31 protein-coding genes are annotated in these 25,888 nt (G+C 68.6%); 16 read left to right on the top strand and 15 right to left on the bottom strand.

Annotated features, from left to right (window positions below; all coding sequences use genetic code 11):
• Positions 1–36 precede the first annotated feature (36 nt).
• Positions 37–1,041, bottom strand: coding sequence for a thiamine-phosphate kinase (locus ACTVAJ_RS09410; protein WP_470387692.1), 1,005 nt, complete (start codon positions 1,039–1,041; stop codon positions 37–39).
• A 130-nt stretch (positions 1,042–1,171) separates the two neighbouring features.
• Between ACTVAJ_RS09410 and ACTVAJ_RS09405 the strand changes: the two genes are divergently transcribed.
• Both ACTVAJ_RS09405 and ACTVAJ_RS09400 read left to right on the top strand, forming a co-directional pair.
• Positions 1,172–1,405, top strand: a complete 234-nt coding sequence (locus tag ACTVAJ_RS09405) for an Lrp/AsnC family transcriptional regulator (RefSeq protein WP_470387691.1) — start codon at positions 1,172–1,174, stop codon at positions 1,403–1,405.
• Positions 1,406–1,428: 23 nt separating this feature from the next.
• Positions 1,429–1,890 carry a DUF3515 domain-containing protein gene (locus ACTVAJ_RS09400; RefSeq protein WP_470387879.1) on the top strand — a complete coding sequence of 154 codons (462 nt, stop codon included), beginning with the start codon at positions 1,429–1,431 and terminating at the stop codon, positions 1,888–1,890.
• Between the two features lie 141 nt (positions 1,891–2,031).
• Here the strand turns inward: ACTVAJ_RS09400 and ACTVAJ_RS09395 are convergent, their stop codons facing one another.
• A complete protein-coding gene (locus ACTVAJ_RS09395; protein ID WP_470387690.1) occupies positions 2,032–2,850 on the bottom strand; it encodes a DUF3105 domain-containing protein in 819 nt (272 codons plus the stop codon).
• A gap of 88 nt (positions 2,851–2,938) precedes the next feature.
• Between ACTVAJ_RS09395 and ACTVAJ_RS09390 the strand changes: the two genes are divergently transcribed.
• Complete coding sequence (locus tag ACTVAJ_RS09390) at positions 2,939–3,685, top strand: DUF305 domain-containing protein (RefSeq protein WP_470387689.1); 747 nt, start codon at positions 2,939–2,941, stop codon at positions 3,683–3,685.
• Between the two features lie 586 nt (positions 3,686–4,271).
• Complete coding sequence (locus ACTVAJ_RS09385; protein WP_470387688.1) at positions 4,272–4,598, top strand: hypothetical protein; 327 nt, start codon at positions 4,272–4,274, stop codon at positions 4,596–4,598.
• A gap of 190 nt (positions 4,599–4,788) precedes the next feature.
• On the opposite strand, the gene ACTVAJ_RS09380 is transcribed toward ACTVAJ_RS09385, so the two are convergent.
• Together ACTVAJ_RS09380 and ACTVAJ_RS09375 are read right to left on the bottom strand one after the other, a co-directional pair.
• Positions 4,789–4,977 (bottom strand): DUF397 domain-containing protein, encoded by a 189-nt coding sequence (locus tag ACTVAJ_RS09380; RefSeq protein ID WP_470387687.1) that lies wholly within the window; start codon positions 4,975–4,977, stop codon positions 4,789–4,791.
• A 7-nt stretch (positions 4,978–4,984) separates the two neighbouring features.
• Positions 4,985–5,839 (bottom strand): helix-turn-helix domain-containing protein, encoded by an 855-nt coding sequence (locus ACTVAJ_RS09375; protein ID WP_470387686.1) that lies wholly within the window; start codon positions 5,837–5,839, stop codon positions 4,985–4,987.
• Positions 5,840–6,010: 171 nt separating this feature from the next.
• On the opposite strand from ACTVAJ_RS09375, the gene ACTVAJ_RS09370 reads away from it, so the two are divergent.
• From ACTVAJ_RS09370 to ACTVAJ_RS09320, 11 genes are all read left to right on the top strand, one after another.
• Positions 6,011–6,403 carry a hypothetical protein gene (locus ACTVAJ_RS09370; protein WP_470387685.1) on the top strand — a complete coding sequence of 131 codons (393 nt, stop codon included), beginning with the start codon at positions 6,011–6,013 and terminating at the stop codon, positions 6,401–6,403.
• A complete protein-coding gene (locus tag ACTVAJ_RS09365) occupies positions 6,400–6,537 on the top strand; it encodes a hypothetical protein (RefSeq protein WP_470387684.1) in 138 nt (45 codons plus the stop codon). The genes ACTVAJ_RS09370 and ACTVAJ_RS09365 overlap by 4 nt, the downstream gene beginning before the upstream one ends.
• Positions 6,534–6,785 carry a hypothetical protein gene (locus tag ACTVAJ_RS09360; protein ID WP_470387683.1) on the top strand — a complete coding sequence of 84 codons (252 nt, stop codon included), beginning with the start codon at positions 6,534–6,536 and terminating at the stop codon, positions 6,783–6,785. The genes ACTVAJ_RS09365 and ACTVAJ_RS09360 overlap by 4 nt, the downstream gene beginning before the upstream one ends.
• Positions 6,782–7,351, top strand: a complete 570-nt coding sequence (locus tag ACTVAJ_RS09355; protein ID WP_470387682.1) for a hypothetical protein — start codon at positions 6,782–6,784, stop codon at positions 7,349–7,351. The genes ACTVAJ_RS09360 and ACTVAJ_RS09355 overlap by 4 nt, the downstream gene beginning before the upstream one ends.
• Before the next feature lie 69 nt (positions 7,352–7,420).
• On the top strand, positions 7,421–7,555 hold the full coding sequence (locus tag ACTVAJ_RS09350) for a hypothetical protein (protein WP_470387681.1): 135 nt from the start codon (positions 7,421–7,423) through the stop codon (positions 7,553–7,555).
• A gap of 63 nt (positions 7,556–7,618) precedes the next feature.
• Positions 7,619–7,924 (top strand): hypothetical protein, encoded by a 306-nt coding sequence (locus tag ACTVAJ_RS09345; RefSeq protein ID WP_470387680.1) that lies wholly within the window; start codon positions 7,619–7,621, stop codon positions 7,922–7,924.
• Positions 7,925–8,176: 252 nt separating this feature from the next.
• A complete protein-coding gene (locus tag ACTVAJ_RS09340; RefSeq protein WP_470387679.1) occupies positions 8,177–8,863 on the top strand; it encodes a dTMP kinase in 687 nt (228 codons plus the stop codon).
• A complete protein-coding gene (locus ACTVAJ_RS09335; protein WP_470387678.1) occupies positions 8,860–10,170 on the top strand; it encodes a B12-binding domain-containing radical SAM protein in 1,311 nt (436 codons plus the stop codon). Before ACTVAJ_RS09340 ends, ACTVAJ_RS09335 begins: the two co-directional genes overlap by 4 nt.
• Positions 10,171–10,218: 48 nt before the next feature.
• On the top strand, positions 10,219–11,391 hold the full coding sequence (locus ACTVAJ_RS09330) for a DNA glycosylase AlkZ-like family protein (protein WP_470387677.1): 1,173 nt from the start codon (positions 10,219–10,221) through the stop codon (positions 11,389–11,391).
• A 71-nt stretch (positions 11,392–11,462) separates the two neighbouring features.
• Positions 11,463–11,783 (top strand): MazG nucleotide pyrophosphohydrolase domain-containing protein, encoded by a 321-nt coding sequence (locus tag ACTVAJ_RS09325; RefSeq protein ID WP_470387676.1) that lies wholly within the window; start codon positions 11,463–11,465, stop codon positions 11,781–11,783.
• A 219-nt stretch (positions 11,784–12,002) separates the two neighbouring features.
• On the top strand, positions 12,003–12,725 hold the full coding sequence (locus ACTVAJ_RS09320) for a DUF3800 domain-containing protein (protein WP_470387675.1): 723 nt from the start codon (positions 12,003–12,005) through the stop codon (positions 12,723–12,725).
• A gap of 185 nt (positions 12,726–12,910) precedes the next feature.
• On the opposite strand, the gene ACTVAJ_RS09315 is transcribed toward ACTVAJ_RS09320, so the two are convergent.
• The 4 genes from ACTVAJ_RS09315 to ACTVAJ_RS09300 form a co-directional block, all read right to left on the bottom strand.
• Positions 12,911–14,083, bottom strand: a complete 1,173-nt coding sequence (locus ACTVAJ_RS09315) for a peptidoglycan recognition protein family protein (RefSeq protein ID WP_470387878.1) — start codon at positions 14,081–14,083, stop codon at positions 12,911–12,913.
• 12 nt (positions 14,084–14,095) lie between these two features.
• Positions 14,096–14,428: a hypothetical protein gene (locus tag ACTVAJ_RS09310; protein WP_470387674.1), complete on the bottom strand. Its 333-nt coding sequence runs from the start codon at positions 14,426–14,428 to the stop codon at positions 14,096–14,098.
• Positions 14,429–14,510: 82 nt separating this feature from the next.
• Positions 14,511–14,741, bottom strand: a complete 231-nt coding sequence (locus ACTVAJ_RS09305; RefSeq protein ID WP_470387673.1) for a hypothetical protein — start codon at positions 14,739–14,741, stop codon at positions 14,511–14,513.
• The gene (locus tag ACTVAJ_RS09300; RefSeq protein ID WP_470387672.1) at positions 14,738–14,989 is read right to left on the bottom strand and encodes a hypothetical protein; all 252 of its coding nucleotides are present in this window, start codon (positions 14,987–14,989) and stop codon (positions 14,738–14,740) included. The genes ACTVAJ_RS09305 and ACTVAJ_RS09300 overlap by 4 nt, the downstream gene beginning before the upstream one ends.
• A gap of 196 nt (positions 14,990–15,185) precedes the next feature.
• Between ACTVAJ_RS09300 and ACTVAJ_RS09295 the strand changes: the two genes are divergently transcribed.
• Complete coding sequence (locus tag ACTVAJ_RS09295) at positions 15,186–16,394, top strand: pentapeptide repeat-containing protein (protein ID WP_470387671.1); 1,209 nt, start codon at positions 15,186–15,188, stop codon at positions 16,392–16,394.
• Positions 16,395–16,552: 158 nt separating this feature from the next.
• Here the strand turns inward: ACTVAJ_RS09295 and ACTVAJ_RS09290 are convergent, their stop codons facing one another.
• The 7 genes from ACTVAJ_RS09290 to ACTVAJ_RS09260 form a co-directional block, all read right to left on the bottom strand.
• Positions 16,553–18,091 (bottom strand): GDSL-type esterase/lipase family protein, encoded by a 1,539-nt coding sequence (locus ACTVAJ_RS09290; protein ID WP_470387670.1) that lies wholly within the window; start codon positions 18,089–18,091, stop codon positions 16,553–16,555.
• A gap of 1 nt (position 18,092) precedes the next feature.
• Positions 18,093–19,016 carry a hypothetical protein gene (locus tag ACTVAJ_RS09285; protein WP_470387669.1) on the bottom strand — a complete coding sequence of 308 codons (924 nt, stop codon included), beginning with the start codon at positions 19,014–19,016 and terminating at the stop codon, positions 18,093–18,095.
• 3 nt (positions 19,017–19,019) lie between these two features.
• Positions 19,020–20,180, bottom strand: a complete 1,161-nt coding sequence (locus ACTVAJ_RS09280; protein ID WP_470387877.1) for a siphovirus ReqiPepy6 Gp37-like family protein — start codon at positions 20,178–20,180, stop codon at positions 19,020–19,022.
• 2 nt (positions 20,181–20,182) lie between these two features.
• On the bottom strand, positions 20,183–21,412 hold the full coding sequence (locus ACTVAJ_RS09275) for a phage tail family protein (RefSeq protein ID WP_470387668.1): 1,230 nt from the start codon (positions 21,410–21,412) through the stop codon (positions 20,183–20,185).
• Positions 21,413–21,424: 12 nt separating this feature from the next.
• Positions 21,425–25,201 (bottom strand): phage tail tape measure protein, encoded by a 3,777-nt coding sequence (locus ACTVAJ_RS09270; protein WP_470387667.1) that lies wholly within the window; start codon positions 25,199–25,201, stop codon positions 21,425–21,427.
• A gap of 72 nt (positions 25,202–25,273) precedes the next feature.
• Positions 25,274–25,594, bottom strand: a complete 321-nt coding sequence (locus ACTVAJ_RS09265; RefSeq protein ID WP_470387666.1) for a hypothetical protein — start codon at positions 25,592–25,594, stop codon at positions 25,274–25,276.
• 15 nt (positions 25,595–25,609) lie between these two features.
• Positions 25,610–25,888: a hypothetical protein gene (locus ACTVAJ_RS09260; protein WP_470387665.1), complete on the bottom strand. Its 279-nt coding sequence runs from the start codon at positions 25,886–25,888 to the stop codon at positions 25,610–25,612.

Here is a 25,888-nt window from a genome sequence, read left to right as displayed (position 1 = left end):
GCGCGATCGCCAAACGGGACAAATCCCGGTCTGCACTCACTCCCCCCGGAAATGGTCCCATCCGAGCCTCGCCGGGGGCTGTCCGCCCACGGTGACCGGTGCGTCCGACGGTTTCCCGCCGCCCTCGGGCACCCACTCCGGACCGTGGACGGCGCCCACCGCGATCCAGTGCTCGGGGAGGTCGACGTCCGGCGGGAAGGCGGCGACCAGCGCGTGGTCCTCCCCGCCGCCGACCATGAGCTCCCGGGCGGCGCGTTCGGCGTCCCCGGGGTCCGCGCCCAGGGCTCGGACCGCCGACAGGAGCGCCGGTTCGGGTCGCAGGGCGGAGGGGTCCAGGTCGACGCGGACGCCACTGGCGCGGCAGACGTGCCCGAGGTCCTGGGCCAGGCCGTCGCTCACGTCGAGCATGGCCGTCGCCCCCGCCTCGGCGGCGACCGCGCCCTCGGCGTAGGGCGGGCTCGGGCGCCGGTGTTCGGACAGGCACTCCTCGGGCCCGTCAATCCCCGCCTCGAGCAGCGCGAGCCCGGCCGCCGACAGTCCGAGGTGGCCGGAGTAGGCCACGACGTCGCCGGGGCGGGCACCGTCGCGGCGCACCGGTGCGCGCCCCTGGAGGTCTCCCAGAGCGGTGATCGCGACCGTCAGTGTGTCGGACGCCACCGTGTCCCCGCCCACGACGGCCCCGCCCGCGAGGGCGCACTCGTCGCGCACCCCGGACGCGAACGCCTCCACCCAGGAAACGGGCAGGTCGGGCGGGGCAGCGAAGCCGATGAGCAGCCCGGTGGGACGGGCTCCCATGGCCGCGACGTCGGCGAAGTTCTGCGCCACCGCGCGGTGCCCGACGTCGCGGCCCGAGGACCACTCCCTCCGGAAGTGGCGCCCCTCCACCAGCACGTCCGTGGTGGCGACCGTCCTGCCGTCGGGCGCGGCGACGACCGCCGCGTCGTCGCCGGGTCCGAGGATTACATCTTGCGTCGCGGGGAATTTGCTCGTCACGCGTGTGATCAGAGCGAACTCGCCAAGACCCCCAATGGTGCTCAACACAGGGATCAGGGTACGGTGACGCTCCGGAACAGTGGTCTAGACCCACGTTTGTCATCTGTTCGTCATCGGCCGCACCGTCGGCTCGGCCGGGCCGCTCTACCTCACACCCGGCACACACGAAGGAGTTCACATGGTGCAGGCATACATCCTGATCCAGACCGAGGTCGGGCGGGCCGCCGAGGTGGCCGGACGCATCCGGGAGATCGAGGGCGTCGACGAGGCGCACGACGTGACCGGGCCCTACGACGTGGTCGTCCAGGCTCGCGCCGACGACGTCGACTCGCTGGGCGCCCTGGTGGTGGCCCGGATTCAGCGTCTGGACGGTATCGCCCGTACCCTGACGTGCCCGATCGTCAACATCTGATCTCACGGAACGGGGTGACCGACGTGTTGGGACGGCGTTCCGGAGCCGCCGCCGCGGCCGTGCTGCTCGCCGCGGGCTGCGGCGCGCAGGCCGTACGCGTCGAGCCGCCCGAGGTCGACGACGCGACCGCGGAGGTCTGCGCGGCGTTCGTGGCCGCACTTCCCGACACCCTGATGGACACCGGGCGCGTGGCCGTACGGCCCGAGTCGGAGGTGACGGCGGCGTGGGGAGACCCGCCGATCGGCGTCCGCTGCGGTGTCCCCCGCCCCTCGGCGCTGGCTCCCGACTCCGTCCTCCAGGAGGTCAACGGGGTGCCCTGGCTGCCCGTGCCCGCCGACGACCCCACCATGTACGTGGCGGTGGGCCACACCGCCTACGTCGAGCTGACGGTGCCCTCGACCCACGGTCCTCCGGCCGCCGCACTGACGACCCTGAGCACGGCCGTCGAGGAGCACATCCCCGCCCTGCCCGCGGGAGAGCTCTGACGCCGACCCCCTGATCCGTCCGACCCGTGCGGGCACGACCGCCTGGGCGCGGCCCGACAGGGCCGGCCAACAGGCGAGGGGCCGCCGGGCACCGGCGGCCCCTCCGTTCCCCGCCGGGGAGAGTGGATGGGAGGGATCGTTCTACTCCTCGGCCTCGTCGGAGGCCTCCGCGTCCTCGCTCCGGGTCTCCTCCTGGGACCCGGCGTCCGCTTCGTCCTCCTCGGCGGCGCCGTCACCCTCGGAGTCCTGTTCGCCGGAGTCGGTGTCGGCGGGGGCGTCCATCGGGGCCTCACCGCCCAGGAAGCTCATGTCCCCCGACTCGATACCGTCCTCCACGACGGGCGCCGTGGCCGACACGGCGCCCGAGCAGGCGGCACCGGGCTCGGGGACGTCCGTGCCGCGCTCGAAGCGCTCGACGAACCGCTGGAGGGCCTCGTCGGAGGCGGTCTCCGCGGTGACCTGGCGGCCCCAGCTGGAGGCGACGATGGGAGCGTCCAGCTCACCGTCGTGGGGGGTGACGAGCAGGTAGTCGCCGGGGCTGTACATGGCCTCCAGGGCGTCGATCTCGTCCTGGGCCAGGTCGGGTGAGTAGTTGATCCACACCGCTCCGTGCTCCAGGGAGTGCACGCCGAACTCGGGCGTCACCGGCTCGGAGTAGACGGCGCAGTTCTGCCAGTAGGCCCAGTGGTCGCCGCCGACCGGGGGCGTCTGCTCGTAGTCGACCCGCTCGCCCACGGTGACGTGCTCGTAGGAACCGACCTCGAACTCCTCCATCCCCTGGATGTTGCGACTCCGGATCTCCATGAAGACCGCGAAGGCGAGCAGGCCCAGGACCAGGGCGGCGGCGGTGCTGACTCCCGCGATACCGAGTATCTTGCGACGCCGTTCCAGTTTGAGCCGTTGTTCCCGCATCTCCGCTGCTCTACGGCGCCGCTCAGCCGCCGTCTTCTTCTTGGCCACTGGGCCTCCTGGTACACATGCGGTCGTATGGGACTTATCTATCCTCTACTTTGACACCACAGCTGCGCGATTCGACCAGGATGGGTCCATGGGACACACAAGCGATACCTCCACCGGAGCCACTGACGGAACCGCCGCGTCGGAGGAGTCGGCCCCCGCGCAGAAGGACGGTTCGGCCGCGGGCGGCGACGACGGGCGCGCGCCGCGCCGCACGGGTGTGCGACCCGTACCCCTCGGCATCACCGTGGTACTGGTCACGATCGCGCTGGTGGCCGGCTTCCTCGCGGGGCGCCCCTCCAGCCCGCTGGACAACAGCGCCGACGCCGGGTTCCTCCGGGACATGAGCTCGCACCACGCCCAGGCCGTGGACATGTCGCTCATCATCATGGAGAAGACCCAGGACCCGGAGCTGCGGATCGTCGCTATCGACATCGCCCGCACGCAGCAGGCCCAGATCGGGATCATGCAGGGGTGGCTGACCATGTGGGGGCTGAACTCGCGCGGCGCCGAGCCCCCGATGACCTGGATGGAGGGGTCGGAGCACGACCACGGCGCCGGTGAGGGCGTGGTTCCGGAGACCATGCCCGGTCTGGCCACCCCGGAGGAGATGGACGCCCTCCGGGCCGCCGAGGGCGTGGAGGCCGAGATCCTGTTCCTGGAGCTGATGATCGCCCACCACGAGGGCGGGATCGACATGGCGGAGGTCGAGGTGGAACTCGGCCGCGAGGATCTGGTCACCGACCTGGCCCAGGGCATGGCCGACGCCCAGGTGAAGGAGATCGAGGCGATGGAGGCCATGCTGGACCGGCGCGGTGTGGACGCCGAGGAGGACTGAGCCGCACGCGCTCCGGGCACCGGACCGGGGCGGGGCTGGACTGGGACACCGCATCCCCGGCGGCGCCGAACGCGTGACCGCCCGGCGGTCCACCGCACCCGCCGCGCAGCACGGCACCGGTTCCCGGTCCGGAGTGGGAGCGCTCCCCGACGTCAGGTGTCGCACGCCACACAATTCCGTGTCCATGACCACCCGGGCGCCGGGGACCGGCCACCCCCACACTCGCGTTGACGCAGGTGAGGACCCCGGAGCACGACATTCCGGCCGCACCCGGCGACCCATCCCCACGCCCCCGCGGCCCCGACGGACCCCTCCGGAGGGCCACCGGCCAGGCGTTCCCCCGGGGTCGCGCTGTTTTACGACGCGGCGTAGCACTACAGTTTGTAGTACTACGTGTCAACGCTGTCCGACCTGGGGATTCAGCACCATATCAGCGAACACTGTGCGATGGATAGTGCTACGTACAAGTCAGCGCAACCCTTCGCACTACACGAAGGTCTAGCGAGGCTTCACCGATCCGGCTGCGAAACCGCTAACCGGCGTGCGAGGATCATCACACTCCACCCCCCGGCTGTAAGGAGTCGCCATGATCCCCCGCCCCCTGCTCGTGTCCTCCGTCGCCCTCGTGGTAGCCGCAGCGACCGCATGTGGCAGCGACCCCGCCCTGGAGGGGATGGTGACCGACTCCGAGGTGATGTGCGAGGAGTTCGTGGAACGCGAGCTGAACACCCCGGTGGAGTTCTCCGACAGCCAGGCCGAGGTCGCCGACGCGGAGTCGTGGACCTACGAGGCAACCGGCACCGTCGACTACGAGGACGAGAGCGGACCCGTCCGGGCCACCTACACGTGCACCCTCGCCACCGACGAGACCGGCGAGGGGTGGACACTGCAGAACCTCACTATCAACGAGTGAGGAAGCGTTTCGACGCAGACGCTCGGATGCCGAGCCTGGTCCTGCCCAACAACCGACATCGGCTGCGCCAATCGGTTGACCCTCGCGGGTCTGGTCGGCACCACCGGCGGAAGGTAGACTCGGCGGCGGGTTAGGTACCTAAGAGGGGCCCCGGTGTGACCACCGGGGCCCCTCTTTTCATGCGCTCAGGTCAGCGCTGGGCGGCCTCTAGGAACGCCTCCCACTCGGTGGACGGGAAGGCCAGGTGGCCGAGTTCTGGCTGCGTGGAGTCCCGGACGGCCGACGCGCCCGGCACGTCGGCGACCTCGACGCACTCCTGGGCGGTGGTGCTGTACGAGGACTTGCGGAAGTTCAACGGGTGGGTGTGGGTCAGGTACACGGTTGTCCTAGTCGATGAGTTGGGTCAGGTGCGCGATGGATTCGCTCGGGGACAGCGCGGTCCCCTTGAGGTGGTCCAGGACGTCTCGGTAGTCGGCGATCTCCTCCCGCTTCTCCAGGTAGAGCCCATCGTTACGGGTCTCCAGGTACACGATGGGCCGGTCCATGGGGTTCGGGAAGTCGAGAAGCACGAACGGGCCACTGGTCGCGGCATGGAGCCCTTTCGCGAACGGAAGGACCTGGATCGTGATGTTCGTGCTCCCGGCGGAAGCGACCAGGTGCCGGATCTGGTCGCGCATCACCTCGGGTTCGTCGGCGGTGGCGGGCCTGGCGAGCGTGGCCTCGTCGATGATCGCCCACAGCCGCGGCGGGTTGTCGCGGGTAAGGATCTGCTGACGTCTCATGCGCGCATCCACGATGCGGGTAACGTCTTCGGTCGCGTTCAGCGCTGCCCTTGCTGACGCGGCGGCGTAGCCGGCGGTCTGGAGCAATCCCGGGATGGCGCCGAGTTGGTATGTGGCGATCGAGGATGCCTCGGCCTCCAGGCCGACGTAGGCCCCAGCGAGCAGGTCGCCGTAGGACGTCCACCAGCCCTTCGCGCGTGACTGCCTGGTCAGTTCCAGGATCGCCTCACGGCGGGCGGTGTCGGTGACGTCGTAGATGTCGAGGAGGAGACCGACGTCGCTCACGTAGGGGCGGAGCCGTTTGCCCGTCTCGATGTTGGCGATCTTCGCTCTGCTCCATTCGAGCTTCTCGGCTGCCTGTTCCAGGGTGTAGCCCTTGGCCGCGCGGAGTTGTTTCAGCTCCTCGGACAGGCGACGGCGGCGGATGGTTGGGCTGTAGTCACCGCTGGGATCTGGCATGTGTGCATCGTAAAGCCGTGTTCCCTTTGGGGCCAATGTCTGATTCACCTCTACGTCTTCACCACAGCGACTTCATGAGTTGGACTTGAAAAACGGTGAATCACCGTTTTAGATAGACCATACCTAACCCAGTAGTGGCCCTGATGGGCCTTCGCTCCAGGAGGTGCGCCTGTGCGCTACCTGATCCTGTTCCTCGCGTCGCTGCGGCGCATGCTGGCCCCGCCCCCGCAGGGCCGCCACGCCCGCCCGACCCAGCCCGCCCCCGGCCGCCAGTACTCCCGGCCGCAGCCGCACCGCCGCACCGCCCGGCGCGTCCCCGACACCCACCCCCCGAGGTGGACCGCCCCGCTCTCCGCCCCCACGTGGCGCCCGCCCGTCCTCGACGAGACCCCGGTCCGCCCCTACTACCGGGCCTGGGAGGAAGAGCGGTGCCGCCGCACCGAGGACCGCGACCGGCTGGGTGTGGCTGTCCTGCGGGACATCTCCACTCCGCTCCCGGCCTCCGACCTCGGGGAACTGGCCACCGCCGTCCGCCAGTGGCAGCACATGGGGGTGGGAAGGTGAACGCCCTGACGCCGAAGCGCCGCCGCGCCGCACGGCTCCGCCCCTACCTCCCCGAGCTGTCGGCCATGTGGGTCGGCTCCGCCACGACGGTGTTCCCGCTCGTGCGGAACGTCCTCCGGGAGGTCCTCCGATGACACACGCAACGACCGTGGTCACCGTGACCGACCTGACCGAGTCCGATGTCCGGCTCGCCCGCGACCTCGTCGACGGGTCAGCGACGTCCCTAGTGGTCGCCGGGTGCTACATCGACGTCACCCCGAGGGTTGTCCGCACGGGCGGCCCGGACGAGCGCATCGCCGCGCTGGAGCGCCTGGCCGACCTGGCCGTGGAAGCCGCCGCCGAGCTGAGTCGAGCCCGGATGCGGGAGGTGCGCCGGTCATGAGCCCGCAACGGCGCACCGTGTTCGAGGTCCATGAGGCCAAGAGCCGTTCCGCGCTCAGGCGGTGGGCCCAGCAGTTCGGTGTCGACATCCACCACCTGGGTTCGGACATCGAGGGCCGTGAGGTGTACGGGGCGATGCTCGGCCCGCACCTGCGGGTCTGCCGCACCGCACCGGAGCGGCTCCACCCGGTCCGCTGGGTTTCCCCGCTCGAACAGCTCCCCCGCCCCCGGAAGGCCCCGCCTATGCTCTCCTGCCCGAAGTGGTGCGAGAACGACCACGACATGGACCCCGAGTCCCGCGTCGCTCACCACATCCGGCTCCTCCACGACGAGACCAGCCACCCGGTGACCGTCTACGTCGAACGGAGCGACCTGGTGCCGGGACCGCCCGGCCGGACCCGCGTCTGTGTCACCACGTGGGTCGAACCCGAGACGGTCCATCTCCAGCTCTCCGCTGCCCAGGCTCGGGCTCTGGCCGTGTTCCTCACCGCGACCCGAACGGAAAGCGACGTGGCGTCGGCACTCACCGAAGCGGCCGAGGTGATCGAGGGCCACCCGGGCACCTGACAGGCTCCCGCGTACCCGGTGACCGTCCCCCGGGTGCGCGGGCCCCACCCACCTCGAAGGAGAAGCCCCATGGACGAACCCGACGACACCGCGAAGACACCAGAACCCGACCCCGACTACCAGAGGGCACGTGCCATGCGCCTGGGGATCGGCACCGACTTGCCCGCCCTCGGCGGAACCACCGGAAGCTACCCCGACGACTAGACCCCCGCGCCCCGTGACCCCGGGCGTGCGGTCCCACCCGAACGACAACGAAAGCCGACGACGATGCCCGACCTGTGCCCCCGGTGGTGCCTGAGCGACCACCGCACCGAGGACACGACGTTCCGCCATGAGCGCGAGGTGGCCACCCACACGGGAGTGACCGTGAGCCTGCTCCGCGACGACCCGTGGACCGGCCCCCCGCAGACCACCGAGGTGGTCGCCGCCGCGGCCGTCGGCCCCAAGAAGATCCGGTTGGCACTCGGTGTCGCCCAGGCACGGCAGCTCTCCGCGCTGCTCACCATCGCGGGCGCGGACCGTGCTCTGGCGATGGCGGTCCTGGACGCGGCCGACCTCGCCGACTCCCCATAGACCTTCATGGAGGTCACGCCTGCACGAGAGGGGAAGACGTGACCGACCCCGGTGGGGTCACCGGACTGAGGAGAACCGGTGGCCCCACCACATCCTCTCCCCGAGACCCCCACACGGCCGGGCACACAGACTGCCCCTCCAGTCCGGACGTGCGGGGCCGCCTCCTCCTGATGAGAAGGCGGCACGCCAGGGGTCACCGCCCTCTGGCACCTTCCACACTGACCGTGCTCACCCCCGCTTCGGGAGGACCCCGTGGACAGGACCGAACGCCCTCATGAACTGACCCCCCCGCCCGCTGCCCCTGGCGGATTCCTCGTCTCCCTCGACGGCCCCTCCGGGGTCGGCAAGACCACCACTGCCCGCCACCTGCGCAACCTGCTCGACACCACCGGCCACCGTGCGGTTCTCGAAGCACAGCCCTCCAGCTCCCCGATCGGGGAGCTCGCGCGCCACAGCACGCACACCATCTGCGGCCTGGCGCTCACCTGCCTGATGGCGGCCGACCGCTACCACCACCTCACGACCACCCTTCTCCCCCACCTGGCCGCCGACCGGATCGTGGTGTGCGACCGCTACACCCCGACCGCGTTCGTCCTGGACCAGCTCGATGGCGCCGACCCCGAGTTCATCACCTCCCTGTACCGGTACGCGCGCCCCGCCGACCTGTTCGTGTTCCTGACCGCCCCGCCCCAGGTGTGCGCCGACCGGGCGCGCAGCCGCGGCAACAACTACAGCCGCTTCCACCACACCGACACCACGACGGCCGACCGCGAGCGGGCCCTGTTCGCTGAGACCGCGCAGCGCTACCGGCGCGCTGGCCTGCCCGTGCTGGAACACTCCACCGAGGCACTGGCACCCGAGGCGGTCGCGGCGCAGCTCGCCGAGAAGGTCAGCACGGAGGTCACCACCCGTCAGGGCGGAAGGGGGCGGGTGGCATGAAGGTGGTGCTGCTCTACCCCGAGGTGTACGACATGGCCCGTTTCAAGGACGGACGCAAGGAGTTCCCTCCGTTCGGGGTGCTCTACCTGGCGTCCGTGGTGGAGCAGGCCGGGCACCAGGTCGCCATCGAGCGCGTCACCCACGGGCTCACCCGACTGGACCTGTCCGGCTACGACGCGGTCGGGTTCAGCCTCGCCTCCTCGGCCACCTACGGGCTGATGCTCCAGGCGCGCCGCGAAGCGCACATCGACCCTGGCGCGCTGGTGATGGTGGGCGGGGTCCACGCCAACTTCTACCCCGAGGAGTCTCTGGCCGACTTCGACGCGCACGTCGCCGCGATCGGAGAGGCCGAGGACACCATCCTGGAACTGCTGGACCACGCCCATGATCGCGACTTCACCGGTGTGGCCGGAGTGGTCTACCCGGGCGAGGGCCGACCGGTCCGCACCGCGCCACGGGTGCTGATGCGCGACATCGACCGCCTGCCCGATCCGGCCCGCCACCTGCTGCCCACCGACGACTTCGTGCTCTCCGACCGGCTGGCCGGGACCGATGTGCGGATGGCCCACACCATGTTCTCCCGCGGCTGCCCCTTCCCCTGCTCGTTCTGCGCGGTGGCCCAGCGCCGCATGCAGTACCGGGGCGGCGCCTCGGCCCGAGCCGAGCTGAAGCACCTGATCGACGCCTACGGCATCGAGGGCTTCGCGATCGTCGACGACAACTTCATCGTCAACAAGCACAAGGTCGCCGACATCTGCACCCACATCACTGACCTGGGCCTGCGCTGGTCCGCGCTCTCGCGGGTGGACACCGTGGACCAGCCGCTGCTGGAGACGATGGCCGCGGCCGGGTGCATCGAGGTCAAGTACGGAGTCGAGTCCGGCAGCGAGCGCCTGCTCAAGGCGATGCGCAAGAACACCACACAGGACAAGATCCGGCGCGCCGTCCACCTGAGCGCGGCCTCCGGCATCCAGGCCAAGGCGTTCATCATCCACGGCTACCCCGGGGAGAACACCGAGACCACCCGGGAGACCATCGCGCTGCTGCGCGAACTGCGCCCCCACCTGGGCCGGGTGTCGCTGTTCCGGTTCGTGCCCCTGCCCGGGACCGAGGTCTACGACAACGCCCTGCTGCACCGGGTGCACGGAACCCACCACCAGCCGGGCTTCGACGGCGACTGGGAGAGGTTCCACATCCACCACAACGACCGCCACTGGTGGGGGTCCGAAGCCGACTGGGAGGAAACCCAGCGCTCCTACACCGAACTGCGCGCCTTCGTCGAAGCCGAATGGGGGCCGCAAGGATGATCCCTGTACCCGCTACCTGGAGAGGAAGAGGCTGTTAGCCTCCCGCCCATGACCCCCGAACTCGAACCCCTGGTCGTGGACGCCCACCATCTGTCCGACGGTGAGGCGTCCCGGCTGTGGCAGTGGGTGCTGGCCCGCCAAGGGGTGGCACCCCGCGCCCGCCTGGCTTCGGTGGAGGAGACCGCTGACCTCGCGCTGGGCCTGCACGCCGCACGCCTGCCCTCCCCGTTCCAGACCGCCGCCGCGCGGATCGACGACTCCTCCCAGGTGCTGCGGCTCCTCGCCCCAGCCGGTCGGGGCGACCTGGTGACGGTGCGGTGCATGCGTAAGACCCTGCACACCCTGCCCCTGCCGCTGGCCTCCGCGGCGCACGCCGCCACCCGGCACTTCCGTGAACGTGACGCGCTGCGCGCCATGGTCAACGCCCAAGTGCCCGAAGGAGAGGTCGCCGCGGTGACTGCGGACCTGGTCGCCCTGCTTAACGAGCAGGGCCCGACCGGGCACCGGGACATCGAGCAGCACCTGGCCGCGCGCGGGCGGGCCGTCCCTGCGGTGCGTGTGGCGCTCAAGCTCGCATGGGAACGCGGCGTCCTCACCTACGCCAACACCTCGGGAGTGTGGAACCGGGAACGGCGCACCTTCGACGTGGCCGCCCGCGCCTACCCCGGCCTGGACACCGCCATGAGCCGAGAGCGGGGCGCTGAACTGCTGATGGCCGCCTACCTGGACCGGTACGGGCCCGTCAGCATGCGCGACGCCACCTGGTGGTCGGCGTTGTCACGCCGGGACGTGGAGCAGGCGTGGCTCCGCGCGGGTGTGAAGCTGGTGAAGGTGGCCGGGCCGTCGTGGTCTCCGCACCCGATGGTGATGAGCGCCGACCGGTTCGAGGAGTTCGCGCACGCCCGTCCCCAGGAGAGCGGTGCGCACCTGCTGGCACACGAAGACGTCGCTCTCAAGGCTTACTTCGAGACCCGCACCCGCTACCTCGGGCCGCTGCCAGCGGCCAAGGCGTTCAACCAGATCGGCGAAGTCCTGCCGACCGTGGTCGTGGAAGGGCGGGTGGTCGGGACCTGGGCGTGGGATCAGCAGGGCCGCCGGGTGCGTCACCGGCTCGTCCCCGGGGCGACCTCGGCGGACGTGCGTCCCCGGGTGCGCGCGGCCGCGCAGCGGATGAGCGGTCTCCTGCGCGCCGGGTTGGATCACACCTTGGCCGCGAGCTGACCCGTTCCCCTCCTCTCGCGCACGTCTCGCTGGTAGCGTCCGTGCTCACACGCCCGAGAAGGGATTTCGCTATGGAGGCGCTGCCCGACCGCCCGCTCACCCTGGCCCAGATCCAGGAGTACGTGGCGAAGATGGAGGTGGAGCGTGGGTTCTCCGACAGCACCCTGGTCGAGCAGACCCTGAAGCTGGCGGAGGAGACCGGCGAGGTGTGCAAGGCCGTGCGCAAGCAGGCCGCGCTCAGTGTGGACCCCGCCAGCAAGGTCGGCGGCCTCAGCGAGGAACTGGCCGACGTGCTGATCTACCTCGCCGCGATCGCGAACCGGGGGGGCATCGACCTGAGCCAGGCACTGCGGGACAAGGAAGCAGTGAACGAGAACCGCACCTGGACCTGAAACCCGGGAGTCCTCCCTGGTGAAGAAGCAGAACAAGAAGGAGCCCCACCCCCTTTCGGGAGGTGGGGCTCCGTGCGTCCGCCCTCGGGGCGGATCGAAGGTAATCGTCGGCACCGACCGGTCAGAAACGGCCCGTGTTCACCAGATCCTGCAGCAGTCGCTTATCCACAAGCCTGTGGAAAAGGTCACTTACCACAGGGAACGTCGTAGCCTAAGAGGGTGTTGCTGACCTACGTTGACGAGAGCTACTCGTCAGATGCCTACTACATCGCCGCGCTGATGGTGCCCGAGAGGGAGGCCATCTCCTTGACCGACGCCCTGGACGCGGTGGTCGCCAAAGCTGCCGTCGACCATGAGGTCAGCATGACTGCTGAGCTTCATGGCCATGATCTTTTCCAGGCAAAGGCCGAGTGGGCACACCTAGAGAAGAAGCCTCGGGTGAGAATCGGTGTCTACAACGCCGCGTTCCAAGCCATCGCCGACCACGACGTGAAGATCGTCATTCGAGGTGTCGACGTGATCAGGTTGAAGCGGCGCTACACCAACGCTCATCATCCCCATTCCGTAGTCCTGACCCATCTCATCGAGCGGGTGAACGAGTACGCGGCAAGGAAGGACGAGCTTGCACTGCTGATCGCTGACGAGATCTCAGAGCAGGACCAGTACCGGCGTGAGCTAGGTGAGTACCAAAAGGTGGGGACTTGGGGTTACCGTGCGACCCAGATCACTCACATCGTGGACACGATGCACTTCGCTCCTTCCCGGGCAAGCCGCCTTGTGCAGGCAGCCGACCTGATCGCCTTCCTGCACCGTCGACGCTGCTCAGAGCAAAGCCGGAAGCTGAAGGGTCACACAATGGACGAACGGGCATTGCGCGCAAACCAGATGCTCTGGGACCGCATCAAGCCGAAGGTCGTGCACCAGAACACGTGGTGCCCGTAGATGCACGAAGACCCCGCCTCCTGAGAAGGCGGGGCCTAAGGCTCACCGGATCACGATCCCAGGGCTCTCCGCCCTGAAGACCACGTCCTGACCCCGAGGATAGCAAGAAGGTATGTCAGTGTCCCCCCAGGGAACCCTAATGTGTCCCTCAGGGAGATCCTCGCTGCCACTGCGTACATCGAGTGTCAGAAGCGGCCGTTGTTCACCGTCCTCTGCAGGGCCTTCGTAGTCTCGGCGACCACTGTGCTGTTGAAGGTGACGATCCCCCGGTTGGACACCGACCGGATGGAAGGCCAGATCCCGTCCACCCACCGGCCGGTGAGCCCGCACCGGTGCTGGACCGCGCGCGTGGTCTGCGGACCAAGGATGCCGTCGACCGCGCGACCGCGCAGCCCGCATCGGAGCTGCATCGCGCGGACGGTGACCGGCCCCCACACCCCGTCGTCCTCGACGTCCAGGGCACGCTGCACGGCCTTGACGGTCAGCTCTCCCAGACGCCCGTCGACGACAAGCGGATCCGGCCCCGAGGGGTTCGGCTTCGACGAGGACAGGGCTCGGCGCAGCTCGACCGCCGACTCGGCCCCGTACACGCCGTCGATGCGGATGCCGCGTGCCCGCTGCAGGGATTTGACCGCGTCCTCGGTCTCCTGACCGAACGATCCGTCGGCACCGTACTTCGGGAGCAGGGATGGCCGCCACTTCTTCAGACTCTCCTGCAGGTGCAGGACCGGGGGGCCGGTCATCCCTCGCAGGAGCCACGGATCTCCGGTCGGCACCCGCACACCGGCCGCCGTCCAGTAGGAGAAGGTCGGTGCGGGCGCCGGGCTGTTTCCGCTGTCGCCGTTGCCCCAGTCGCCGGAACGTACACGGCGGTACAGGTTGTCCCCCGGGCAGGAGGTGGACACCCAGTCACGGTGACCTGTCACCGAAGCCCGGACACCGCGCGCGGCCAGCCAGGCAGCCAGGGCGACGAACGCGGCGAGTTGAGCAGCCGACGGGCGCTGCGACCCACCAAGCATGAACTGGACGCCGACGTGGCTGGCGTTGGCCCCGGGGGCGTGCGCGCCGACGCGATAGATTCCGCGGCCGGTGAGCACGGTGCCGTGCCAGCAGATGAGCAGGTGGTACCCGACCCCCGCCCAGCCGCGCGCACGGTGGTAGGCGTGCATCTGCCGCACCTGGGCACGGCAGTTGGCGTGCGACCCCCAGGCGAGCGGACCGCCGTTGTAGTGGACGACCCGCCCCGAGCGCGGGCGGCCGGACGAGCCGATCACGCTGGGGATGCCCACGGTCGGCGCGGACTCGATGACGAGGCCGAGCATCACCGGGACGGTCGTGAGCGCGACCAGGAGCTGCATGACGTCCACAGGTCAGCCCTCGCGAGTGCCCTCGTCCGGCGGCGTGGCCAGGCGGGGGTCGAACTCGACGGTGTCCTCCGGGGCCGAGTAGGACTCGCGGGCCGCGATCAGGTCTTCCACGGACTCGGGGGACCACACCTGCAGGCGGGTGATGACCCCGGTCGCGAGGATCAGCATGGACTCCACGTAGTGCTCAGTGAAGACATCCTCGATGGGCATGCCGTTGGCGACCCTCCAGCCCGTGAGCACGGCGACCAAGCCGACGGCCAGGTAGAGGGCAGGGTTACGGCGGAAGCGCAGCAGGTGGCGGACACGTCCGTACACGGTGAGCAGGTAGTCGGGCATGGTGCCCTCCTCGGGCATGAAAAAGACCGCCTCACTGGACGGCGGGCGGGTACGCGCTCGGAGTGCGCGCATGAGGGTGTGGTCAGATCAGGCCGGTGATCAGGTGGACGGCCAGCCAGGTGCAGAACATGGCGATGACGGCGATGCCGACCGGCCGCCAGGGGCGGCGTGGGCGGATACCCGCCAGGCGCCGGATGACGGCGGACAGGGTGTCCTCGCGCTCGGACCGGTTCAGCAGCGCCCACGCCTCCAGAGCGGCGAACGTGCCTACGGGCACGAGCCACATCCAGGTCGGCACTGCCAGCCCGGTCACCGGTCGCCCCTTCGGGTTCGGTGGTCGGCAAGGTGATCGTCGAACCTGCGGGTCAAGGTGGTGACCTGACCTTCGATGCGGGTGACCTGGTCCTTGATCGAGTTGCTGCCGTTGGGGAGCAGTTCGTTGACCGCGTCCGCGATACGAACGATGCGTCGGTTGGCCCGCCAAGCGGCGCGCAGCAACGCCCCAATCGTGAGGAGAGCACCCGCAGCGCCTCCGATAGCCAGGATCAAAGTCAAGGCCATACAAAACTCCTCACATGGGCGAAAAGAACATAGCCAGCCAATTGCAATAGACTCAACCTAATCGAGCAAGACAGAAATAGACGCCACCCCAGTGAGCATTTATCAATCCAGGGAGCCTACGGAAAACAGACCCACACAACAAGCCCCAACGGCGAGTCATGCACAGAAAGTCACTTTCATTTGCTACTCTGTCGACATGAATAATCAAGAAACTCACAAACAGCACACGCAAAACCCAGCCAACAATCACGAACCCATACCGACTCTCAGTCTACTGATAATCATCACAGTAACCCTATGGGCCATCGTTCAAGTTCTCGGACTTGCATTTTTCTGGATTTTTGTAACCCTGGTACTATCGATCCTCTGCGCCAAAGCATGGCCAGAAAGATGGCGATTCAAACACATCTGGCTGGGTGCCCTAATCGTCGTTACGTGCGTCTCAGCAATCGCACTGACATTCCTTATTATACTGTCTACTTATTGGATGATTGGCACCCCACCACCTGACTGGCCCACAGAATTGGAGCTAGAGACGCTGAACGTAATCGCCACACGTTCGTTCGCCGTTGTTGCGGGGATCGGTGGGGCTGCCCTGATAGTAATTTCATACCGTCGACAGCGCGCAACCGAGAACAGTGATAAACGCGACGAGACTAGGCTCTTCACGGATCGCTTCGACTGCGCCAGCAAAAAGCTTGGCGACCAGGAGGCAGCTGTCCGCCTGGCCGGAGCATACGCCTTGGCTCACCTTGCCGACGATGCCCCTGAATATCGTGATGACCTTGTGCAGATGGTCATCGATGTACTGTGCGCCTATCTGCGTATGCCCTATACCCCCCCGCCCGGTGATGCACCCAAGTATGCTACCCGTGCCCGAATCACCGCGCACCACAGGCGTGTCTTGGAATTTAAATCTTTCCGCGAGGTACGACACACCATCATCAGCATTATCGGATCACGCCTACAAGACGAGAAAAGTCGCTGGAGGGGAAGAGACTATAACTTCGATGGCGCCATCTTTGATGGAGGAGACCTATCCGAATCCGTCTTCTCTGGAAACTATACTTCTTTCGCAAATGCAGAGTTCAGAAGTGGTACAATTAACTTCCGCAATGTGCACTTTAAAAGCGGAGAAGTAGACTTCGACAATGCAAAATTTACCGGCAGTGAAGTATCCTTCTTCGGCGCCCGTTTCAACGGAAGTGAAGTGTCCTTTGGTAGCCATTTCATCGATGGCGAGGTAAACTTCAACAACGCCCACTTCATAAGCGGCGAAGTAGACTTCAGTGAAGCCCAATCTGACCAGCCCCCAATGGGCCTTATGGATGCAATTGGAGAGTCAAATAACGTGATCAAAGGGTTGCCAGATTCTTGGCTTAGAAACGGCGAGGAATACAGTTAACCAAGAAACTAGCAAATTTCTTCCGATGCGCAGTGATCGCCTGTCTGATCTACCCCCCCCCCGTTCGGGACACTGTCCGTAGACGAAATTTGGGCTTCTCATTCACCAAATAAAGTCAAATTCCCTAAAACGGCTCTTGACGAATTAGGGATAACTCTTCACCGAGGGGACAGGATGTCGGTGAGCCGGTCTGCGACATAGGACAGGCCCCGGTCGGACAGATGGACGGCGTCGGCGTACAGGCCCCAGTTGGGGCTGTCGGCCTGGTCGGGGAAGCGTGGCCCGAGGGTGAGGTCGGCGACGGCGACCAAGGGGTCGGTTCGGGCGAGTGCGTGTGCCTCGGCGACGTAGTCGGCCCAGGGGTGGGTGAAGGGGCCGTCTCCGCGCGCGGCGTGCATCGCGATCAGGATGGGTGGGTGCGGGACTGGGGCCAGGGTCGCGCCGCGCAGCGCGGAGATGAGGGACGCGACGTTGGTGCGGAACGTCGCTGGGTCGGTTCCTGCCCACTGGTCGTTCGCGCCGAGCATGACCACGACCAAGCCCGGTTCGAGAGCGCCGATGGCTGAGGGCCATTTTTCTGCGTCGGTCGACGTGGCCCAGGTGGTGCTGTCCCACCCGAAGTGGGAGGCGTCGTGCACGGTGATTCCCGCGCTCTCGTCACCGTCGTACTCCACGACCCCAGCGATGATCTGCTTGAAGGTCGCGGTGACCGCCTCGATCTCCAGGGTGTACGGCCCAGAGGTCCCGAGGGTGACGCGGGTGAGTTGCCCGTCCTGGTCGGAGCCGGAGGTGTCCACGGACGTCCACGTCCCGCCGTCGACCCGGTACCGAAACGTGCCGCTGAGGGAGGAGCGACCCCACAGGATGTCCACTGAGGTGCCCTGCAGGGTGTAGGTGAGGGTGTCGGCGGGTGCCGCACCGTCCAGGAACGCGGCGTACCTCTTGGGCCCCCATCCGGTGTCCAGGGATGGGCTGCCTGTGAGGGTGGCGGGCCAGGTGTAGGAGAGGGTGCCGGTGGAGGCTGCGCCGATGAACCCGCGACCGCCGGTGACCCCGGCGGTAGGGAACCGAGCGCGCAACAGGTCGCGCAGGCGCGCGGGCCATGTGTGCGCGAAATCCGTTGCACCCTGCCCCTCGGTGATGCTGTCGCCCAAGGCCACGATGTTGGCGCGGGCGTAGTGGCGGTCGGCCAAGGCCGCGTGCCAGCCCATGAGCGCGGCCGTGGATCCGTCTGGTCTCCAGGAGGCGGTGTCGAGATCGTAGGTGAGGACGCCACCTCCCTTGACGTCGGCGGTCGCCGGGTCTGCTGCGGCGTCGATCAGATTGGCCAGCGCCGTCATGTGCGGGTTGGCCTGGCTCTCGTGGTCGGCGAGCCCGGTCTCGGTGGTTGTCAGGTCTTCTCCGATGTCGATGGCCAGGGCGCGCCGCCGCGGCCCGGCCCCCGAGTTCGCGTCCAGGTAGAGGGAGCGGACACCGTCGGGGCCGTAGAACTCGGGGACCGAGCCGACCGCAGTGCTGGTGAGTTCACCGCCCGGAATGGGTGTGAGCTGGTCGATGTCCGTCAGGTCGGTGTACTGAACGCCCCCCGACGCCTGGTTCCAGCAGGTGACTGTGACTCCGGGTTGCAGGGTCGCCGCGTTGTCGGCCCCCAGGGTGATCACGTAGTCGGCGATACCGCCGAACCGGTGCCGGGCCATCTCACCACCTCACGTAGGTCATGGTCAGGCCCAGAGTGCGACCTGGAGGAATGGACTCACTGGGGTACCGCGCCCAGATTTCGCCGTCGGTGCGCACTTCGACTCGGGCTGTTGCACCGGAGGTGAAGTGGCCCGTGGCGTAGTGGTATCGGCTGAGGGGGCGCAGCGCGGAGGGGACGGTACCGAGTTTGGAGCCGTCGGGGTCGTTGACGCTGAATGTGCTGTTGGCGCGTCGGACCGCGATGCGCAGGGTCACTACGCCGTTGTGGAGGCGGCCGACGTTGTCCGCGCTGGGCTCCCAGGTAGAGAAGCCAGACCCGAGCGCTACCTCGCCGCTGTCCTCGTACAGGGTGCGGCGGGCGCTGCCGTCCCATCCTCGCCACCGGCCGGTATCGCGCTCGTACTGGATCTCGCCCAGCCCGGGAAACGGGTTGGGGGTGGCTGAGTCCACCGGTCGCACGCGAGTGCCGACGTACAGTTCCTCGCGAGTGACGGTCACCGACGACGCGCTGTCAGGGACGATCACTCGGGCCAGCGGGATCTCCCACATCCCGGTATCACCCGGGTCCTGGGCGAGCGCGGGTGCGCCCGCTCCGGGGGTGCCGTTCTTGACGACGGCGCGCACGTCCCAGGTGGAGCGGTCCAGGCGGAGCACTACACGGTCGGTGCGGGTGGATCCGGAGGCGTTACCGCTGATGGTGAGGGGGTCGTCGACAGCGCCCGACGTCCAGGCGTGCCCCCGCAGGCTGGCGTACTTGTCCGCGCGGACGAGCACCTGCAGGCCGGTACCTGCGGTGACCACAGCGGTGTCGCCGGGGTCCCCAAGCACGCCGTCATCGGAGAACCGCGCGGCCAACGCCTCGTATTCGGCGTCGGTGACGTTGCGGCTGTTGTAGTTCGGGGACGGCCAGGAGTTCTGCGCCATGATTCACCTGCTCGCTTCCAGTCGTCCGAGCCGTCGGCCCAGGTCACGGATGAGACGTACGGTCTGCGGATCGGAGGTGGCCTCGGCCGACCCGATGAGGGAGGACACGTACTCGCCTCCGTTCGGGGTGGCCTGCAGGTGGATGGACCGAACGACGTCGGTCACCTCCAGTCCGGTCGGCAGCTCGACGGTCACCCGGTCCCCGAGCCCGAAGTCCCGACCAGCTCGCAGGTCTTCGGTGTCGACGGTGACGGTGGCCAACTCCACCGGGGCGGCGCCGCCCGCCAGCTCCTCGGTGCCTGCTCCGGTCAGCTCGCCGTTGGTGTCATCGGCGGTGCTGGACTGGTCAACGAATTTCTCCACCCGCCACCACTCCGCTGCGGCGGCCGTGTCTGCGACCTCCACGAACACGCGGCTGGTGTCCTCTCCCCCGGCGACCAGGGCGTGGGTGACCGACGGCGCGGACTGCTTGTACTGGACCGAGCGGAGGTTGCCGAGCCCCCGCGAGAACCGGGCGGTCTTGGTGAGGTCGGCCGGCGCGTACACCTCGAACAGGATCTGGTCGCCGACCTGCTCGGTGCGGACCCCGAGGGCTCCGCCGTTGAGGGCGGCTCGGCGGGCCGCGACCAGCAGACCCTCGAACCGAGTGGTGAGGGTCGTGGTGGTGCCGACCCCGGCCACGGGTGCCAGGGCCAGGTGGGGGATACGGCGTTCCGGGCGCGCGGACGGCCCGCAATTGGCGTCGACCACCTGCCGGATGATGGTCTCGGCGTTGGTGGCGGTGACCTGCCAGGTGCCAGTGGTGGGCTGCGCGGACCAGGCCAAGGCCGGGTCGGGCCAGGTGACGTACCCGGCCACGCGGGCGAGGTCGTCGGAGAAGTTCACGGTGACCTTGCCGGGGCCGGGTTCGGCCGAGTCGCCTACCGACCAGGCGTAGTCCTGGGGGATCTCCAAGGGCCCGGCGCACCACACGACCCGGTCACGGATGACCACCAGGCGGGCCCCGGGCTGGAGCTGCGCCATCACCTCGGGCCGGGCGGGCAGGTCCACGCTGCCGCTGGCGGGTTCGTTGAACCGCAAGGTCGAGTCGAGGTTGGTCCACCCGTCGATGGGGTCGCCTTGAACGACCAGGTCCTGGTCGGTGACGAGCAGGCTGATGGTCATGGTCACGCCGTCTCGTAGCGGGCGGACGCCGCCAGGTCGACGGCGGACCCGGGCCCGGACCCATCGAGCTGGAACACGACCGGGTTGGGGCCGGGCTGGAGCGGCCACAGCTCAGCCCCAGGCCAGTCGAGGGCGCCGACCCAGTTGGCGGTGCCGCCCTGCACGGTGGTGGCGACGGTGACGGTGCCTCCGGTCAGCCCGGAGGGGGTGACCACCACCTCGTCGAGGTCCACGCCCACGTACCGGCCGACGAAGGCCAGGGTGATGGTGGCGGGGAGTGGGCCGCCGGTCACCAGGACCTCGTCGGGGTCGACAGCGACGAGCCCTTCGAGGGCGGTCTGTACCGTCGCGGCGTCGGCGTCGTAGGCGATGGGCACGGTGGTCTCACCGAACACGCTGATGGTGATGGTCCCGGCAGTCGCCGCACCGAGGTTGATGGTCTGCTGCTCCACGCTCAGCTTGCGGACCCGGGGCGGATCGGTAGACACCGCCACCCGCTCATGGGCGAGCAGGCTCCCGCCGACCGCGGCCGGGTCGACAGTGAAGGACTCCCCAGTGTCGTTCTGGGTGAACGTCACCAGGGACGCGGGCCCGGTGATCGTCCACTGCGGCCAGGCCACCACATCACCCGGGTTGGCCAGGGTGGTGGAGCCGAGCACCTGGCCGGAGGACACCGACGGGTAGGGCTGGAGGAAGTCCTCACCGACGCCGTGTTCACGGTGCGCGGTCAGTGGTACCGCGTCCACCCAGTACGGGTCTTCGCATAGCAGGGACAGGACCGCGCTGTCGGAGACGATGCCTGTGCCCTGCTCACCCTGCCCCTCGAAGCCCTGGCTGTAGTAGACGGCGATGCGGCGGCGGGTGCCGTCGGGCCGAGCGATCTCCAGCAGGCCGGGGCCGCGCCGCAGGGTGTCGGTGAACGCCTTCACCAGCGCCCGCCACCTGCCGATGAACTCGGTGTGGTCCTGGCCGTAGACGTGGATCGGCCACACCACAGTGCGGGCTTGTGGCTGGGCATGGCGTAGCCGCACACCGCCGCGCGGGTGAGCGTCCGTGGTCAGGTCATAGGGTGCCGCCCCCAGGCCCGACACCCCGTCGGCGAGAGTGAACCAGCCGCGCCGGTCGTCAGTGAGCGGCCACACCCGTCCGGTGGGATCCATGTACACGGCGGTGGCGAACCCGACTTCGGGCAGAACCACACCGCCCGAGTGGTCGCCCGCGATGATCGGCACAGCTCGACCTCCCTACCGTGGGCGTCCGACTCGGGCGCGCGCCTCCTGGCGGCGCTGCAGGACCTCCAGGTCGCGCACCGTCATGTCGAGGGTGCGCGGGTACAGGTTGTAGGTGTCACCCGACCGCTCGGCTCCCCGCCCAGCGAGAGTGGAGATGTCCGACCACTGCCGGTGGGTCAGGACAGGCTCGGGCTTACGAGTGCCGTTGATCAGGGCGGTGACTCCGGGCTGTGCGTAGCCTCCGCTGTCGTAGAAGAACGAGTTGCCGCCGCCTGCACTGGAGTCGCCCACCACGGGGCGGAACCCGTACGTGGTCGAGAACAGCCGGTCGTTGGCGCCGCGTGCTCCCCGTCCGACGATCACGCCACGGCCGCCGCGGCTTTCGATGTGGACGCCCATGAGCGTGCCCGCCGTGTGGCCGACACCACTGTGGGTGATCCCGACCTGGTACGGGGAGCGGAGTCCGCGTACCCATCCGGGCGGGGCGCTGTTGCCCTGGAAGGCATGCGTGCTGTATCGCCTGAAATAGGGTCCGACGCCCCTGATGCGGTTCTCCACGCTCCCCGTGAAACCACTGCAGTCGAACCCGTGCGGGCCTGCGCCGCCCCACACATACGGGTCGCCGTGCTGGCTGCGAGCGAACCGGGCCGCGCGGCGCAGGCGGGCCGACGCGGACGCCAGTCCCACCCAGTCGTCGGCTCCTCCAGCCATGGACGCCGCGTAGTCGGAGTCCGCTCTGCCCAGTCGGCTCAGGATCTTCTCGCGGATGCCGACCACCATCCGGTAGGGGATGCCGGGGAAGTCCTGGCCGCCGCCGTAGCGGTCCTTCATCCGGTCGCGCAGGCGGTTCAGGGGAGCGGTCGCCCAGTCCTTGAGCTTGCCGACGATGGAGTCCCAGGCGCTGCCGATCCACTCGCCCACAATGCCGCCGACAGCGAACCCGTCGATGGGCGGCTGCCCCGCAGCGATCGCGTGCGGGGAGGAGGCTACTCGGGCGCGCCGGTCCTGGGCGTACCGTCGCAGTGCGCCGACACCACCACGCACGCCGACCGCGTTCCACGTGAGCAGTTCACGCCGGAGCGCGGGTACCCGCATGGCCTCGCTGATGGCGATTCCCTCACCCTTGCGGGCGCGGATGACCTGGTCGTCGCCTTGCCGCCAGGTCGAATATCCGGGAAGGATGCCACCCTTCCGGAAACCGCGCGGAAGATTCATCTCCGAAAGCTCGTTAATGCCCGGGACTTTCGCGGCCACCTTGTTCCAGAGTCCGACAATTCCACGGTTGTACACCGTCTGGATCAGGAACCGGACGGGGGCTTTCGCGACGTCCTGCAGTTTCGACCAGGCTTTGTCAACGCCGTCGCGGGCGCGCTCGAACGCGGAGATCACCTTGGAACGCAGCGTGTCGGCCGCGCCGACCACGCGGTCGCGGAGCTGCCGGGCACGAGCGACCACCCAGTCACGCAGGGCTGAGGCGATGGCCACGCCCCGGTCTCGGAGCGCGGCCAGGACCGCCACGGCCCGATCGCGCAGTCCGGTCACCTGTGCCACGGCCCGGTCTCGCAGCTCGGTTACCCGGCTGACGACCCAGTCACGGGCCTTGGCGACCAGCGCCACGGAGCGGTCGCGCAGGCCGGTCACCGCGCTGACGACCCGGTCTCGCAGCGCCAGGGCGCGGGAGACCGTCCAGTCGACGAGGGCCCGCCAGAGCGCGGACACCTTCTGGCGGATCCACTGCCAGGCAGCGGTCGTCTTCTCCCTCAGGGTGTCCCAGTGCTTGATGATCAGCCCGACGGGCGTGAAGTTCAGGAACAGCCCGACGAGGAACTGGACGGCTGCGGCGATCGCCGACTTGACGAACCCGAACGCGGCGAGAGTGGCCGCCTTGATCTGGTCCCAGTAGCGGATCACGAGCCCGATCGCGATCCCGATCGGGCCGGTAATGATCGCGAGCAAAAGCGGCCAGTTCGCTTTCACCCACGACCAGACGAACTTGATGGCCGACCAGACCGCATTAAAGGCTGCGGTAACGATCGTCCGGAAAGTCTCCGAATTTCGCCACAGGAGAACAATGGCGGCGACCACCGCGACAATGGCGATGACGATGAGCCCCAGCGGGTTGGCGTTCAACGCCAAATTCAGGGCCCACTGTGCTGCCGTCCAGATTCCCGTGGCGATAGCGACCGTGCGCTGAGCGATGGCCTGACCGATGACGGCGGCGCGCGCCGCGATGGCGCGTACGGCGATCCGCCCGTACTCGACGGCGGCCAGCGCCAGGGTGCGGGCCAGGTTGCCTGCTGCGGCGATCCGCTGGGCGGCAGCCACAGCGAGGATCCGGCCGCGCGCCACACCGGCCTTCAGCCCGATCTTGGTGTACTCGACGGCGAGCAGGCCGAGGGAGCGGACGAACCCTGCCATGCTGCTGATCTGCCGACCGGCTGCGCCTCCGAAGGTGCGCACGGCGGCACCGGCCCGCGATGCCCGGGAGGCGTTCTCCCCGAGCGCCGCCGATCCGCGGATGAGGCCGCCGGTGAATCGGGCGGTTCCGGCGACTGCGCCGATGGCCGCGCCGCCGACGCGGGTGATGCCCGAGGCGACGAACGACAGCGGCCCGGCGGCGACCGCCACGGCGGCGAGCCCCAGGGCGAACTTCTGTGCGGCCGGGTCGGCGTCGTTGAACCAAGTCGCGGCGGTGCCCAGGGCGGCGACCAGATCGCCTTGGAGCCCGCGCTTGAGGACTTCCAGCTCGTGGGCGGGCCCCTGCCGGATGGTCTCGCCGACCTGCTCGGCCGTGCCCCCGAACTCCCCCAACTCAGACGCCGCTGTGGACGGGTCTATGGCGAACAACGCCTCGCCGAGATCCTCAGCCTGGGTCCCGAAGAGGGCGGTCGCGGCCTCTGCCCGCGCGACCGGGTCCTCGATGTCGCGGAGCCGGTCCAGGGTGGTGTCCAGGGCTGCGGTCGCCGACGCTCCGCCCTCGCCGAACTGGGCTGCCATCTCCGACGCCGACAGGCCGAGGGCCTCGAACCCGGACTGGGTGAGGTCGCTCCCGTCGACCGCCCGAATGGAAAATTCCTTGATGGCGTCAGCGGCGATGTCCGCATCGCGGGCACCAGCGGCGATGGCCTGGTTCATCAGGCCGATCGCGGTACCGCCGTCCAGACCCGCCTTGCGAAACTGGGTGCCGTACTCGTTGATGACTTCTAAGAAGTCCTCACCCTTGTCGACCCCACCCTGGAAGCCAGCGTTGATCAGGTCGAACGCCTCGTCCGCGCTGCCCGCGAGACCGGTGCGGAGCATCTGGGACACGGCGTTGGTGACCCCGCCCAAGTCCTGCTCGAACACCGTGGCGACGTCGGACGCCTTGGTGGCGAGTTCTTCGAGCTGGGCGTTGGTGGCGTCCGGAGGTGCCAGCCCGGACTGGACCACAGCACGGATGGACGCCGCCGCGTCCTCGAACGTGGCGGTGACGCCTTCGGCGTACAGTTCTCCGGCGATCCGCCCGTGCCGTTCGGCGACGGGCCCGGTGGTGCCGAGTTGGGCTTGCAGGAGGTTGCCCGCGTCCATGCGTCCAAGGGCGTCGGTGATCCCCGTGACGAGCACGGCCCCGGCAACGACTCCGGCCGCGGCGGCGCCCGCGCGGATCTTGTCCTTGAGCCCGCTCCCGGCAGCCTTACCGGCGCGCTCGCCTGCGTCTCCAGCGGGTTGGACAAGCTGCTGGCGAAGCTCGTCGGACACCCCGCGCATGGACGGGATGACCTGGAGGGTGGCATAGCCAACGTTGGTCACACCCCACCCCCCGTCCGGTCCTGGTCATGTCGCTGATGTGCGGGCCGGGCGGGCTGTGCACAGGTGAGTGGGTCAGGTGGTGCCAGGGTCCTCGTCGGGGTCCAGTGCGGGCGGCTTGCAGTGGTCGATCCACGCCTTCCACAGCGGGCGGACCTTGTACTGAGGCAGCCCGAGCGCGCGGAACTCGGCGTACTGGTCGCCGAGAGCGATGCGCAGGGATCCGGTCATGGCGGTGGTGTCGCCACCGATGGCGGCTTCGATCAGTTCCCAGGCGTCCAGGCCCTGGAGGTGGGCGAGGACGAACCGCTTCCCGCCCCAGGTGATGGGGAACGGTTCCAGCGGCATGGGTGGGGGTACGGCGTCGAGGTCGAACACCTCAGGTTCGGTGGGCATGGGCGGGCCTCGTCTCTACTCGGATGCAGGCGGCTCTTCGGTGACCTCCAGGCCCGCGCTGCGCGCGGCCTGGTACAGCTCCTCGCTGCGGTCCTCGGACGACATGACGGTCACCGACGCCGCCCGCCGGTCGGTGGTGTACGCCTTGTAGACGACCCGTTCGTCCTTGGGCACACGACTCCGGGTCGCGGCGGCGACTCGCACCGCAGCGCCGTTCATGGCGTCGCGCATCTCCGGGGACTTCAGGACCTCGGCGATGCCGTCGGTGTCCAGCTCGAAATCGACCAGGGCCAT

Source organism: Nocardiopsis sp. KDC1DS13DA1 (genome assembly GCF_055632325.1).
The sequence above is the reverse complement of the archived record's forward strand: the minus strand, read 5'-3'. Positions and strand labels throughout refer to the sequence as shown.

What these genes read in the sequence shown, in the direction of transcription:
- ACTVAJ_RS09405 (WP_470387691.1), top strand. Translation starts at nt 1,172, where the DNA reads ATGGTGCAGGCATACATCCTGATCCAGACCGAGGTCGGGCGGGCCGCC.
- ACTVAJ_RS09390 (WP_470387689.1), top strand. Translation starts at nt 2,939, where the DNA reads ATGGGACACACAAGCGATACCTCCACCGGAGCCACTGACGGAACCGCC.
- ACTVAJ_RS09385 (WP_470387688.1), top strand. Translation starts at nt 4,272, where the DNA reads ATGATCCCCCGCCCCCTGCTCGTGTCCTCCGTCGCCCTCGTGGTAGCC.
- ACTVAJ_RS09375 (WP_470387686.1), bottom strand. Translation starts at nt 5,839, where the DNA reads ATGCCAGATCCCAGCGGTGACTACAGCCCAACCATCCGCCGCCGTCGC.
- ACTVAJ_RS09360 (WP_470387683.1), top strand. Translation starts at nt 6,534, where the DNA reads ATGACACACGCAACGACCGTGGTCACCGTGACCGACCTGACCGAGTCC.
- ACTVAJ_RS09355 (WP_470387682.1), top strand. Translation starts at nt 6,782, where the DNA reads ATGAGCCCGCAACGGCGCACCGTGTTCGAGGTCCATGAGGCCAAGAGC.
- ACTVAJ_RS09350 (WP_470387681.1), top strand. Translation starts at nt 7,421, where the DNA reads ATGGACGAACCCGACGACACCGCGAAGACACCAGAACCCGACCCCGAC.
- ACTVAJ_RS09345 (WP_470387680.1), top strand. Translation starts at nt 7,619, where the DNA reads ATGCCCGACCTGTGCCCCCGGTGGTGCCTGAGCGACCACCGCACCGAG.
- ACTVAJ_RS09335 (WP_470387678.1), top strand. Translation starts at nt 8,860, where the DNA reads ATGAAGGTGGTGCTGCTCTACCCCGAGGTGTACGACATGGCCCGTTTC.
- ACTVAJ_RS09330 (WP_470387677.1), top strand. Translation starts at nt 10,219, where the DNA reads ATGACCCCCGAACTCGAACCCCTGGTCGTGGACGCCCACCATCTGTCC.
- ACTVAJ_RS09325 (WP_470387676.1), top strand. Translation starts at nt 11,463, where the DNA reads ATGGAGGCGCTGCCCGACCGCCCGCTCACCCTGGCCCAGATCCAGGAG.
- ACTVAJ_RS09315 (WP_470387878.1), bottom strand. Translation starts at nt 14,083, where the DNA reads ATGCAGCTCCTGGTCGCGCTCACGACCGTCCCGGTGATGCTCGGCCTC.
- ACTVAJ_RS09310 (WP_470387674.1), bottom strand. Translation starts at nt 14,428, where the DNA reads ATGCCCGACTACCTGCTCACCGTGTACGGACGTGTCCGCCACCTGCTG.
- ACTVAJ_RS09300 (WP_470387672.1), bottom strand. Translation starts at nt 14,989, where the DNA reads ATGGCCTTGACTTTGATCCTGGCTATCGGAGGCGCTGCGGGTGCTCTC.
- ACTVAJ_RS09295 (WP_470387671.1), top strand. Translation starts at nt 15,186, where the DNA reads ATGAATAATCAAGAAACTCACAAACAGCACACGCAAAACCCAGCCAAC.
- ACTVAJ_RS09290 (WP_470387670.1), bottom strand. Translation starts at nt 18,091, where the DNA reads ATGGCCCGGCACCGGTTCGGCGGTATCGCCGACTACGTGATCACCCTG.
- ACTVAJ_RS09285 (WP_470387669.1), bottom strand. Translation starts at nt 19,016, where the DNA reads ATGGCGCAGAACTCCTGGCCGTCCCCGAACTACAACAGCCGCAACGTC.
- ACTVAJ_RS09280 (WP_470387877.1), bottom strand. Translation starts at nt 20,180, where the DNA reads ATGACCATCAGCCTGCTCGTCACCGACCAGGACCTGGTCGTTCAAGGC.
- ACTVAJ_RS09265 (WP_470387666.1), bottom strand. Translation starts at nt 25,594, where the DNA reads ATGCCCACCGAACCTGAGGTGTTCGACCTCGACGCCGTACCCCCACCC.
- ACTVAJ_RS09260 (WP_470387665.1), bottom strand. Translation starts at nt 25,888, where the DNA reads ATGGCCCTGGTCGATTTCGAGCTGGACACCGACGGCATCGCCGAGGTC.